The sequence below is a fragment of the Agrococcus jejuensis genome (assembly GCF_007679035.1).
Taxonomy (GTDB): Bacteria; Actinomycetota; Actinomycetes; order Actinomycetales; family Microbacteriaceae; genus Agrococcus; species Agrococcus jejuensis_A.
The window spans coordinates 370039-382460 of record NZ_VEFR01000003.1 but is presented as its reverse complement, the minus strand read 5'-3'; the positions used below and the strand labels follow the sequence as shown (position 1 = coordinate 382460).

Sequence of the window (12422 nt, the reverse complement as noted above, 5' to 3'; positions counted from 1 at the left end):
GATGGCGACGCACGAGAGCGAGAAGAACGAGCCCGGCACCCCGCGCGAGGCGCGGGTCGAGGCCGGTGACCCCCAAGCGCAGGCTGCCGAGGCAGGCGACGCGACGACGACGGACGGCCAGGCGGTCTCCGCCTCCGAGCCCGGCACCGCCATCGGCGGCGAGGTCGCAGCGGGACCCGAGACCACGGGCGGCGAGCCCGTCGCCGACCCCGCTCCCCCGGCCGAGGCCGCGGAGGAGATCGAGGAGCCGAAGTCGTTCACGGTGACCGTGAACGTGCGTCGGTACGACCCCGAGGTCGACGACGAGCCCAAGTGGGTCGACTACGACGTCGAGATGTACCCGACCGAGCGCATCCTCGACGCGCTGCACCGCATCAAGTGGGAGCAGGACTCGACCCTCGCGTTCCGCCGCTCGTGCGCCCACGGCGTGTGCGGCTCCGACGCCATGCGCATCAACGGCCGCAACCGTCTCGCGTGCAAGGCGCTCATCAAGGACTTCGACATCTCGAAGCCCATCTACGTCGAGGCGATCAAGGGCCTGCCGCTCGAGAAGGACCTCATCGTCGACATGGAGCCGTTCTTCGACTCCTTCCGCGAGATCCAGCCCTTCCTGCAGGCCACCGGCAAGCCCGAGAAGGAGCGTCACCAGACGATCGCGCAGCGCGAGCGCTTCGACGACACCACGAAGTGCATCCTGTGCGCGGCGTGCACCACGTCGTGCCCCGTGTTCTGGACCGACGGCCAGTACTTCGGCCCGGCGGCGATCGTCAACGCGCACCGCTTCATCTTCGACAGCCGCGACGAGGCATCGCAGGTGCGCCTCGACATCCTCAACGACAAGGAGGGCGTGTGGCGCTGCCGCACGACCTTCAACTGCACCGACGCGTGCCCCCGTGGCATCGAGGTGACGAAGGCGATCGCCGAGGTCAAGGCGGCGATGACGTCGGGCCGCGTGTCCTGACGCGCTGACGCACCGTTCGAGACGGCCCGGAGCCCACGGCTCCGGGCCGTCTCGCGTTCCCCGGGGACCGCCCGCGAGACGCGAGCCGGATAGGTTGGTGAGGTTCGCCTAACCCGAGGAGCTTCATGTCCACGCCCGCGCGCCGCAGCCGTCCGACGAACGTGCTGGAGGTGGTCGCGGTCGAGCAGCGCGCCCCGCACCTCGTGCGCATCTGGGCGAGCGGCGAGGGCATGGCCGCGTTCAAGGGCTCGGATGCGACCGACCGCTACGTGAAGATCTGGTTCACGCGGCCCGGGCACGACCTCGCCGCCCCGTGGGACGTCGAGGAGCTGCGCCAGACGCTCCCGCCCGAGCAGCTGCCGGTGTCGCGCACCTACTCGGTGCCGGTCGTCGAGGCCGACCGCGTCGCGATCGACTTCGTGGTGCACGGCGACGAGGGCCTCGCCGGCCCATGGGCCGCCTCGGCGCGGCCCGGCGACCGCATCGTCTTCTCGGGCCCGGGCGGCGGCTACGCGCCCGACGCCTCGGCCGACGCGCACCTGCTCGCCGGCGACGAGTCGGCCATCCCGGCCATCGGCGCCGCGCTCGCATGGATGGCCGAGCACGCGCCCGCCGCCGTGGGCACCGCGTACGTCGAGGTGCACGGCGCCGCCGACGAGCTGCCGCTGCCGAGGCCGGCCGGCGTCGACGTGGTGTGGCTGCACCGCGGCGAGGCCGTGACGGCCGGCACCTCCCGCGTGCTCGCCGACGCCGTCGCGGGCCACGCGTTCGTCGACGGCCGCACGCACGTCTTCGCGCACGGCGAGCGCGAGGCGATGAAGGCCATCCGCGACGTCGTGCGGCACCAGGGCATCGCGCGCGAGGACCTGTCGCTGTCGGGCTACTGGGCGCACGGCCGCACGGAGGACCGCTTCCAGGCGGAGAAGCGCGAGCCGATCGGCCAGATCCTGTAGCGACGTCGCGCGCCGGGAACTCATCAGCCGGCTGACTATCACCGGCGCGAGCGGACTGTCAAGCGCGAGCGGCCGTCCGGCGCCATCGCTAGCGTCGAACGCATGAGCAACGCCAGCACCGCGACGACCGTCGACCGCATCCGCGCGATCGTCGTGCTCGTCGCCCTGCCCGTGACCATCGCCGCTGCCGCGCTGGGCTCCGGCGCCTTCGGGGGCACCGAGGTGCAGGCGGGCGGCGACGGCGCGTTCGCAGCGACCGCGACGCCGCTCGCGCCGGCAGGCCCAGCGTTCTCCATCTGGTCGGTCATCTACCTCGGGCTCGCGGCGTACGCGATCTGGCAGGTGCTGCCGCGCCACCACGACGAGCCGCGTCAGCGCAGCATGGGGTGGCTCGCCCTGGCCTCGCTCGTGCTCAACGCCGCGTGGATCCTCGCGAGCACCTCCGGCCTCGTGCCGCTCACGGTCGTCATCATCGTCGCGCTGCTGCTCTCGCTCATCGTCATCTTCGTCGTGCTCGTGCGCACGCGACCCTCCACGATCATCGAGCGCGTCGTCGTCGACGGCACCTTCGGCCTCTACCTCGGCTGGGTGTGCGTCGCGACGGTCGCGAACGTCGCCGCGTGGCTCGCGGACATGGGGCTGCAGCCGAGCGCCTTCGAGCTGCCCGCGTCGATCATGCTCGTCGTCGTCGCAGCGGTCGGCATCGCGCTGGCCGTGTACGGCAAGGGTCGCATCGGCCCGATGCTCGCGATCGTCTGGGGCGTCGCCTGGCTCGCGGTCGGCCGCGCAACGTCGGAGCCCGAGAGCACCGCCGTCGCCGTGGTGGCCATCATCGTCGCGATCGTGGTCGCCGCGGCGACGATCGCGGCACGGCTCCGCTCGCGTCGCGCCCACGGCGCCATCGCCTGATCGCGCTCGCAGGCCGCTGCGGCATGCTGGTGCCGTGACCGACGCCACCATCGCCGCGCTCGAGCGCCTCGCCACCCTGCGGCGCGCGCTCGACGGCACGCGCCTGCCGCTCGCGGTCGAGGGCGTCGACGCGGCGCGGGACCTCCGCTCGCGAGCGCTCAAGCAGGTCGACGACTACGTGGAGCCGCGCCTGGCGAACCTCGACGCACCGCTGCTCGCGGTCGTGGGCGGCTCGACGGGCGCCGGCAAGTCCACCCTCGTCAACGCGCTCGTCGGCATGCCCGTGACACGTACCGGCGTCATCCGTCCCACGACCAGGCAGCCGATCCTGCTGCATTCGCCGAGCGATCGCGGCTGGTTCGCGTCGACGCGCATCCTGCCCGACCTCGCGCGCATCACGGGCGAGGTCCAAGCGACGCCACTGCCGGCGAGCGCCGCAGGCGAGGAGCCGGATGCCACGAGGATCGGCTCCGTCGTGCTCGTGGGCGACGAGCGCGTGCCCGCCGACCTCGCGATCGTCGACGCGCCCGACCTCGACTCCGTCGCCGACGAGAACCGTGCCCTCGCCGGCCAGCTGCTCGCGGCGGCCGACCTGTGGCTCTTCGTGACGACGGCGAACCGCTACGCCGACGCCGTGCCCTGGGCGGCGCTCGAGGATGCCGCGGGCCGCGACGTGACGGTTGGCGTCGTGCTGAACCGCGTCCCGACCGCCGCGGTGGCCGAGGTGGAGACCGACCTGCGCCGCATGCTCGGCGAGCGCGGCCTCGGCGCAGCCCCGATCTTCACGGTCGTCGAGTCGCCGCTCGACGCCCTCGGCATGCTGCCTGCGGACGCGGTGGCGGGCATCCGCGCGTGGCTCACGGGCATCGCGGGCGACCGCGCCGAGCGCGCCCGCATCGCGGGCCGCACGCTCGGCGGGGCCGTGACCCGCCTCGGGGCGTCGGCGCGCGAGGTCGCGGCGGCACGCGCGCTGCAGCTCGCCGCGGCCGACGACATCGCCGGCATCGTGCGATCCCGCTACGACGACGCCGCCGACCGCATCCACGCCGCCACGAGCGACGGGACGCTGCTGCGCGGCGAGGTGCTCGCGCGCTGGCAGGACTTCGTGGGCACCTCCGACGTGTTCCGCACCATCGAGGGCTGGTTCTCGCGCACGCGCGACCGCGTCGGCGCCTTCCTCCAGGGTCGCCCGACCCCTGCGGTGCAGGTGGAGACGGCCATCGAGCACGGGCTGCACGCCGTGGTCGTCGACGAGGCCGGCGGCGCCGCCGGCGACGCCTGGCAGCGCGTGCGGGCGACCCAGGCCGGCCGATGGCTCACCGCCGACGTCGACCTGTCGCGCGAGGGCGACGACGTCCCAGCACGCACCTCGCGGCTCGTGCGCGACTGGCAGTCGGCGCTCGTGCAGCGCATCTCCGACCAGGCGGGCGACAAGCGCGTGAAGGCGCGCATCCTCTCGCTGGGCCTCAACGCCGTCACCGTGACGCTCATGGTCATCGTGTTCGCCTCGACGGGCGGCCTCACGGGCGGCGAGCTCGCGATCGCCGGCGGCTCCGCGATCGTGGGCCAGAAGCTGCTCGAGACGATCTTCGGCGAGGACGCCGTGCGGCGCATGGCGAAGGATGCGCGCGACGACCTCGACGAGCGCGTGCGCGCCCTGCTCGACGAGGAGGCCGCGCGCTACGCGCCGCTGCTCGATCCCGTGCGCGAGGGCACCTCGCCGGCCGAGCTCGAGGATGCCTCGCACGAGCTCGAGCGATCGATGGCGGCCGTCGCGACGGACGCCGCCGAGGGACGCGCATGACGCTCGACGCGGCGCTCGAGGCGCTCGAGGACGCCGCCGAGCTCGGGGAGGGCCGCATCGACGACGCCGACGTCGCGGCGATCCGCGTCGTGCTCGAGCGCTCGGCGTCGCGCCGTGCGCTGTCGAGCGAGCACACCGTCGTCGGCTTCTTCGGTGCGACGGGCTCCGGCAAGTCGTCGCTGCTCAACGCCGTCGTCGGCGAGCAGCTCGCCACGGCGCACGTGCGCAGGCCCACGACCTCCGAGCCGCTCGCCGCCGTGTGGGGCGCTCGGGGGTCGGATGCGCTGCTCGACTGGCTGCAGGTCGCCGACCGCCGCCACGTCGAGACGGCGTTCGCGGGCGACGAGACGCTGTCGCTCATCCTGCTCGACCTGCCCGACTTCGACTCGGTCGAGCCGCAGCACCGTGCGATCGCCGAGCGGCTCGCGGGCCAGGTCGACGTGCTCGTGTGGGTCGTCGACCCGCAGAAGTACGCCGACGCCGTGCTCCACCGCTCGTTCGTCGCGCCGCTGGCGACCCACGGGGCCGTGACGGCGGCCGTGCTCAACCAGGTCGACCTGCTGCCCGCGGACGCCGTGCCCGACGTCGTCGCCTCGCTGCGCGGCCTGCTCGCCGCCGACGGCCTCACCGACGTGCGCGTGCTGCACGCCAGCGCCGCGACGGGCGAGGGCGTGGATGCCGTGCGCGCCACGATCGCGCGATTCGCACGCGAGCGTGCGGCGCAGTCGGCCAGGCTCGCCGCCGACGTCGCGGCGGCCGCTGGCAGGCTCGAGGCGCCGGACATCGCGCCCGAGGTGGCAGCACCCGTGCGGGCGCGGCTCACGGACGGCCTCGCGACCGCGGCGCGCGTCGACGCCGTCGCCCGCGCGGCCGGCGCCTCCTACCGCAAGCGCGCCGGCCAGACGACGGGCTGGATCCTCACGGCGTGGCTGCTGCGCCTGCGCGCCGACCCGCTGCGCCGCCTCCACCTGCTGCCGACGACGCGAGCGAGGGGCCGCGACGCCGACGTGCACCGCACGGCGCTGCCGCCGCAGTCGTCGGCGGAGCGCGCGCAGGCATCGCTCGCGGTGCGCGCCTACGGCGACGCCGCATCCGAGGGGCTCGGCGACGGCTGGCGGGCAGCGGTGCGGCAGGCGGCGAACGAGGCGCTCGCCGTCGTGCCCGACGCGCTCGACCGCGCCGTCGCCCGCACCGACCTCGGCGCGCGCGGCTCGTGGTGGTGGGTGGTGCTGGCGATCGTGCAGTGGGTCGCGCTCGGCGCAGCGCTCGTGGGCGTCGGCTGGCTGCTCGCCGCAGCGCTCCTGCCGATCTGGAGCCTGCCGGCTCCCGAGGTGCCCGTCGAGCAGGGATGGCCCGTGCCGACGCTGCTCATCGTCGCGGGCGTGCTGCTCGGCATCCTCACGGGGCTGCTCGGCGCCGCGCTCGGCGGCGCGATCGGCGCGGCGCGGCGCGCCCGTGCACGTCGACGGCTGCGTGCCGCGATCGCCGACGTCGCCCGCACGGAGGTCGTCGAGCCGATCGAGCACGAGCGCGACCGCGCCGAGGCGTTCGGCGACGCCGTGCGCCGCGCCCGGCGCTAGGCGGCTGCTGCGGCGTCGCGCGCGCCCTGCGCCGTCGTGGCCGTGAGGGAGGCGGCGGCCTTCGCCTTCGCCTGCTCGAGGGTGTGCTCGAGCAGCTCGGCACGCACGTCGGCGAACGCGGCGGGGCTCATCGAGAGCGTCGTGACGCCGAGGCCCACGAGGACGACGGCGAGCGCCGGGTCGGCCGCGGCCTCGCCGCAGACGCCCACGGGCTTGCCCGCGGCGGCACCGGCCTCGCCGAGCATCTGGATGAGGCGCAGCACCGCGGGGTGCCACGGGTCCTGGAACGACGCGACCGTGCCGAGCATGCGGTCGGCGGCGAACGTGTACTGCGTGAGGTCGTTCGTGCCGATCGACACGAAGTCGGCCGCCTCCATCACCTGATCGGCGAGCACGGCGATCGAGGGCACCTCGGCCATGGCGCCCACCGTCTTGAGGCCGTGCTCGCGGCCCAGGGCGACGAAGTACTCCGTCTCCTCCTGGTTCGCGATCATCGGCGCCATGACCCACAGGTCGGCGTTCGTGGCCGCGTCGGCCGCCGCGAGCGCCTCGAGCTGGTCGCGCAGGATCTGCTCGCTCGCGCGCAGCGCACGGATGCCGCGCAGGCCGAGCGCCGGGTTCTCCTCCTCGGCGTCGTTGAGGAAGGCGAGGGGCTTGTCGGCGCCGGCGTCGAGCACGCGCACGACGACCTTCTTGCCCTCGAAGGCCTGCAGCATGCGCGTGTAGGAGTCGGTCTGCGACGCGACCGACGGCGCCTCCTTCGCATCGAGGAAGAGGAACTCGGTGCGGAAGAGGCCCACGCCCTCGGCGCCGAGCTCGAGCGCCTTCGCGGCGTCCTCGGGGCGGCCGACGTTGGCGAGCAGCGGCACCTTCGTGCCGTCGGCGAGCGCGCCGTCGGTGATGGGGGCGTCGGCGCGCGCCGCACGCGTCTCGGCCTCGGCCGTCGCGGCCTCGACCTCGGCGTCCGTCGGGTCGAGCGCGACGAGTCCGGTCTTCGCGTCGACGATGACGCGCGTGCCGTCCTCGACGGCGGCGAGCAGCCCCTCGACGCCCACGACGGCCGTGATCGACTTCGACCGGGCGAGGATCGCGGTGTGGCTCGTCGGACCGCCGTCCTGCGTCACGAGCGCCAGCGTGCGCTCGAGGTCGAGCGTCGCCGTGTCGGCCGGTGCGAGGTCGCGCGCGAGCAGGATGAAGGGCACGTCGGACTCGGGCACGCCCGGTGCGGGCACGCCGCGCAGGCGGGCGACGACGCGCTGCGAGACGTCGTCGAGGTCGGTCGCGCGCTCGGCCATGTAGCCGCCGAGGGCGATGAGCATCGTCTTGAACTGGTCGAACGCGTCGTGCACGGCGCGCTCGCCGTTCGTGCCCTGGCCGATGCGGCCGGCGATGTCGTCGGCGAGCGCCGGGTCCTGCGCCATGAGCGATGCCGCCTCGAGCACCTCCTGCGCCTCGCCGCCTGCGGTGCGACCGCGCTCCGACAGCTCGGCGGCCACCGCGGCGAGCGCCGTCTGCACGCGCTGCGTCTCCTCGGCGGCGTCGCCGGCGAGCGGTTCCGTCGACGGCGGAGCCAGCGGCTCCGGCATCCGCAGTACCACTCCCGCCGCGATCCCGCGACCGACACCGACTCCACGCAGCTCTGCCATGCCGCCAGACTACGCTGTCCAGACACCGAGGAGACCGGGGGTGGCACGGTGGCGCAGACAGCCATGGAACGCATCATGCAGTCGCGTCCCGTGCGTGCATTCACCCACTACGGGCAGACGAAGGGACCGGTCTTCGCGCAGGGCATGACCCTGAGCGCCTTCCTCTCGCTGTTCGCCGCGCTCTTCATCGGCTTCGCCATCTTCGCGCTCGTGCTCGGTGGCGACTCGGCATTGCGCGACCGCGTCATCCAAGCCGTCGCAGGCAGCGTGCCGGGCCTGCTCAGCACTGGCGAGCCCGGGTCGACGGGCGTGCTCGACGTCGACGCGCTGCTCGAGTCGAGCGTGCTGGGCTGGGGCTCGGCGATCGCCGCGGTCGGCATCCTGTTCACCGCGATCGGATGGATCGGCACGAGTCGCGAGGGCTTCCGCGCCGTGTTCGGGCTGCCGGATGCGCGCGGCCTGCCGATCCTGCTGAAGCTCGGAGACCTCGGCGTCGCGATCGGCATCGGCGTGCTCGTGCTCGCCTCCGCCGCGATCCTCGTCGTCACGAGCGCGGTCGCCGACGCCCTCGGCATCGGCTGGGTGGGCCAGGGCGTCGGCATCCTGGCGCAGTTCGCGCTCGACGCCTCGATCGTCGCGCTGCTGTACCGCTTCGCAGGCCGGCTCCGCCTCCCCGCGAAGCAGCTGCTCGGTGCCTCGGTCGCATGCGCCGTCGCGTTCTTCGTGCTGAAGCAGTTCGCCTCGCTGCTGCTGTCGGGCGGCGCGAACCCCGTCATCGCATCGTTCGCCGCCATCATCGGCATCCTCGTCTGGCTCGGCCTCGTCAACCAAATCCTGCTGCTCGCGCTCGCGTGGATCGCGGTGGGACCGGTGGGCAAGGCGTACGCGCGCCTCGAGGACGTCGAGATCGCCCGCGACGAGGCCATCGCGAAGGCGAAGGCCGAGCGTGCAGCGCTCAAGGCCGAGATCGCCGAGCGCGAGAAGCCCGACCCCAAGCAGGGCCTGCTCATGCGGCAGACGCACAAGCGCCTCGCGAAGCAGGCGCGCAAGCGCTGACGCGGGGCCTCGCGTCGGTGGTGCACCGGTAGGCTCGAGCCCATGCGCATCGTGTCCGTCAACGTCAACGGCATCCGGGCAGCGTCGGGCAAGGGCATGCTCGAGTGGCTCGACGAGGCGAAGCCCGACATCCTCTGCCTGCAGGAGGTGCGCGCGCAGGACGAGGACGTGCTGCGCATCCTCGAGGGCTGGCACGTGCTCCACGACGCCGCGACCGCCAAGGGCCGCGCAGGCGTCGCCGTCGCGTCGCGCATGCCGTCGATCGGCCACCGCACCGACATCGGCCTGAAGACGTTCGACACGAAGGGCCGGTGGCTCGAGGCCGACTTCCAGCTGGCCGACGAGCGCATCCTCACCGTGATCTCCGCGTACGTGCACTCCGGCGAGGCGGGCACGCCGAAGCAGGAGGACAAGATGCGCTTCCTGGGCTCCATGCTCAAGCGCCTCCCGCAGGTGCGCGCGACGACCGACCTCGCCGTCGTGATGGGCGACCTCAACGTCGGCCACACCGAGCGCGACATCCGCAACTGGAAGGGCAACCGCAGGAACGCCGGCTTCCTGCCGGAGGAGCGCTCGCATCTCGACCGCATCCTCGGCCCCGAGGGAAAGATCGTGACCGGCGTCGACGGCGTGCGCGGCAAGGGCCAGGGCTGGGTCGACGTCGGCCGTGCGCAGTCCGGCGACGTCGACGGCCCCTACACGTGGTGGTCGCAGCGCGGCCGCGCGTTCGACACCGACACCGGGTGGCGCATCGACTACCAGCTCGCGACCCCGGCGCTCGCCGCCACCGTCACCCACTACGAGGTGGCGAAGGCGAGCGCATGGGACACGCGATGGTCCGACCACGCCCCCGTCGTCGTCGACTACGCGCTCTGAGCCGCTCCGGCTCGCGCCCAGCATCCAAGGAACCAGCATGACCACCAAGCCCCGCCTCTACTCCGGCATGCAGCCCTCGTCGGGCTCGCTGCACATCGGCAACCTCATCGGCGCCATCTTCCAGTGGAGGCGGATGCAGCAGGAGTACGACGCGTACTTCTCGGTCGTCGACCTGCACGCCATCACCGTGCCGCAGGACCCGAAGGTGCTGCGCGAGCAGGTGCGCACCGTGGCCGCGCAGTACATCGCCGCCGGCATCGACCCGTCGCGCTCGTGCCTCTACGTGCAGTCGGCGGTGCCGGCGCACGCGCAGCTCGCGTGGGTGCTCTCGACGATCACGGGCTTCGGCGAGGCGAGCCGCATGACGCAGTTCAAGGACAAGTCGGCTCGCCAGGGTGCCGACGCCGCGTCGGTCGGCCTCTTCACCTACCCGATCCTCATGGCCGCCGACATCCTGCTGTTCGACGCCGACGTCGTGCCGGTCGGCGACGACCAGAAGCAGCACGTCGAGCTGACCCGCGACCTCGCGACCCGCTTCAACGCGCGCTTCGGCGAGACGTTCGTCGTGCCCGAGCCCGTTATCCAGTCGGAGTCGGCGCGCATCTACGACCTGCAGGAGCCCACGGCGAAGATGTCGAAGTCGGCTGCGACCGACAAGGGCCTGCTGTCGCTGCTCGACGAGCCGACGAAGGTCGCGAAGAAGATCCGCTCGGCGGTGACCGACATGGAGGGCGTCGTGCGCGCCGACCGGGAGCAGAAGCCCGGCGTCACGAACCTGCTCACGATCCTCTCGTCGATCACGGGCACGCCGGTCGCCGACCTCGAGGTGCGCTTCGATGGCCAGCAGTACGGCGCGTTCAAGGCGGAGGTCGCGGATGCGGTCGTCGCCGAGGTCGCGCCCATCCGCGAGCGCGCGCTCGCGCTGCTCGCCGACCCTGCCGAGCTCGACCGCATCCTCGCCGGCAACGCGGCTCGCGCGTCGGAGGTCGCCGAGGCGACGCTCGACCGCGCGTACCGGGCGATCGGGCTGCGCTGACGCGGTCGCGCTGCGAGATCGCGCCACTGCGGCGTGCGAGGCCTCGCATGCCACCCGGCGCGACTGCGGCGGCTGGCTTCGCCGCCGGCACGCGAACGACGACGAGCCCGCGCCAGCTGGTCGAGGAGGCCGCAGCCGAAGGCTGCAGCCGTCACGAGACCACGCGACGTGCCCGCTCGACGCGATCATGCGCACGGCTGGGCGGGAGCGGTGGTCGCGAGGTCTCGTGACGCGTGCTCGCCCTTCGGGCTCGCGCGCTCCTCGACCAGCTGGAGGAGACGCCGCGAGACGCACGGGAATGCACCCCGACGAGCGCGAGTTGTAGGCTCTCGATACACGTCGAGTGCTCACGGGGTCAGTGCAAGTCTGAACCGGCGGTCAGAGTCCGCGAACCTCCCATCCCGGGAGGCCGAGCAGGTGGAATTCCTGCACCGACGGTGAGAGTCCGGATGGAAGTGACACTCCGAGGTGGGATGCTTTCGCGCGCCCACAGCCTCGACGCCGGAGGAATCGTGGCGACAGGACAGGTGGCGGCAGCCGCCCCGACCGGTGCCGAGCGCGCTGCGCTCGACCTGGCCGTCGCGATCGCGCCGCAGGGTCCGCGCGGCCGCAACCCGCAGGTCGGCTGCGTCATCCTCGACGCCGACGGCGCCGTGCTCGCCGAGGGCTGGCACCGCGGGGCGGGGACGCCGCACGCCGAGGTGGATGCGCTGTCGCAGCTCTCCTCCGGCGCCGCCCGCGGTGCGACGGCGGTCGTGACGCTCGAGCCGTGCAACCACACCGGCCGCACAGGACCGTGCGCCGAGGCGCTCATCGCCGCCGGCGTCGCCCGCGTCGTCTACGCCGTCGTCGACCCCGGCAAGGCATCGTCGGGCGGAGCGCAGCGCCTGCGCGACGCCGGCGTCGACGTCGTGCACGCGCCCCACGACGACGCCGAGCTGCTCATCGACGACTGGCGGTTCGCGATGGCCACCGGCCGGCCGCGCGTCACGGTGAAGTGGGCGCAGTCGCTCGACGGCCGCGCCGCAGCCGCCGACGGCACCAGTCGGTGGATCACCGGCCACGAGGCCCGCGCCCACGTGCACCGGCAGCGGTCGCTGCACGACGCCATCGCGGTCGGCACCGGCACCCTCATCGCCGACGACCCGCAGCTCACCGCGCGCGTGCCCCTCCCCGACGGCACCGACGACCCCGCGACGCCGCAGCCGCTGCCCGTCGTCGTCGGCCATCGCAGCGTGCCGTCCTTCGCGCGCCTCCGCGACCATCCGCGACCGCACGCGCACGTGCACGGCCTGCCGAACGAGTGGCTGCAGGAGCTGTGGCGGAAGCACGGCATCCAGACGGTCTACGTCGAGGGCGGGCCCACCCTCGCCTCGGCCGTCGTCGCCGCCGGGCTCGCCGACCGCATCCACTGCTACGTCGCGCCCACGCTGCTGGGCGGGCCGCGCACCGCGATGGCCGACGTCGGCGTCGCCACGATCGACGAGCAGCTGCTGCTCGACGACGTGCAGGTCGAGCCGCTCGGCCGCGACCTGCTCGTCAGCGCCACCGTACGACCTGCCACCATCCGACCGGCCGCCACCGCGGCGAAGGAGGGCTGA

General features: G+C 73.6%; 10 protein-coding genes and 1 riboswitch. Of the genes, 9 read left to right on the top strand and 1 reads right to left on the bottom strand.

Annotation, left to right across the window (positions count from 1 at the left end):
• Position 1: 1 nt before the first annotated feature.
• From FS793_RS12280 to FS793_RS12260, 5 genes are all read left to right on the top strand, one after another.
• Positions 2 to 961: a succinate dehydrogenase iron-sulfur subunit gene (locus tag FS793_RS12280; RefSeq protein WP_440130465.1), complete on the top strand. Its 960-nt coding sequence runs from the start codon at positions 2 to 4 to the stop codon at positions 959 to 961.
• Between the two features lie 125 nt (positions 962 to 1086).
• Complete coding sequence (locus FS793_RS12275) at positions 1087 to 1914, top strand: siderophore-interacting protein (protein WP_144720782.1); 828 nt, start codon at positions 1087 to 1089, stop codon at positions 1912 to 1914.
• Positions 1915 to 2016: 102 nt separating this feature from the next.
• Positions 2017 to 2823, top strand: coding sequence for a TspO/MBR family protein (locus FS793_RS12270; RefSeq protein ID WP_144720781.1), 807 nt, complete (start codon positions 2017 to 2019; stop codon positions 2821 to 2823).
• 34 nt (positions 2824 to 2857) lie between these two features.
• The gene (locus FS793_RS12265) at positions 2858 to 4627 is read left to right on the top strand and encodes a dynamin family protein (RefSeq protein ID WP_260980144.1); all 1770 of its coding nucleotides are present in this window, start codon (positions 2858 to 2860) and stop codon (positions 4625 to 4627) included.
• On the top strand, positions 4624 to 6207 hold the full coding sequence (locus FS793_RS12260) for a GTPase (protein WP_144720780.1): 1584 nt from the start codon (positions 4624 to 4626) through the stop codon (positions 6205 to 6207). Before FS793_RS12265 ends, FS793_RS12260 begins: the two co-directional genes overlap by 4 nt.
• Here FS793_RS12260 and ptsP read toward each other — a convergent pair.
• The gene (gene ptsP / locus FS793_RS12255) at positions 6204 to 7853 is read right to left on the bottom strand and encodes a phosphoenolpyruvate--protein phosphotransferase (protein WP_144720779.1); all 1650 of its coding nucleotides are present in this window, start codon (positions 7851 to 7853) and stop codon (positions 6204 to 6206) included. The two genes, FS793_RS12260 and ptsP, sit on opposite strands and share 4 nt — an antisense overlap.
• Before the next feature lie 63 nt (positions 7854 to 7916).
• Between ptsP and FS793_RS12250 the strand changes: the two genes are divergently transcribed.
• From FS793_RS12250 to ribD, 4 genes are all read left to right on the top strand, one after another.
• Positions 7917 to 8909 carry a YihY/virulence factor BrkB family protein gene (locus tag FS793_RS12250; RefSeq protein ID WP_144720778.1) on the top strand — a complete coding sequence of 331 codons (993 nt, stop codon included), beginning with the start codon at positions 7917 to 7919 and terminating at the stop codon, positions 8907 to 8909.
• 42 nt (positions 8910 to 8951) lie between these two features.
• Positions 8952 to 9785, top strand: coding sequence for an exodeoxyribonuclease III (locus FS793_RS12245; RefSeq protein ID WP_144720777.1), 834 nt, complete (start codon positions 8952 to 8954; stop codon positions 9783 to 9785).
• 37 nt (positions 9786 to 9822) lie between these two features.
• On the top strand, positions 9823 to 10821 hold the full coding sequence (gene trpS / locus FS793_RS12240; RefSeq protein WP_144720776.1) for a tryptophan--tRNA ligase: 999 nt from the start codon (positions 9823 to 9825) through the stop codon (positions 10819 to 10821).
• Positions 10822 to 11162: 341 nt separating this feature from the next.
• Positions 11163 to 11285, top strand: a riboswitch (FMN riboswitch).
• 48 nt (positions 11286 to 11333) lie between these two features.
• On the top strand, positions 11334 to 12422 hold the full coding sequence (ribD, locus tag FS793_RS12235; protein ID WP_440130464.1) for a bifunctional diaminohydroxyphosphoribosylaminopyrimidine deaminase/5-amino-6-(5-phosphoribosylamino)uracil reductase RibD: 1089 nt from the start codon (positions 11334 to 11336) through the stop codon (positions 12420 to 12422).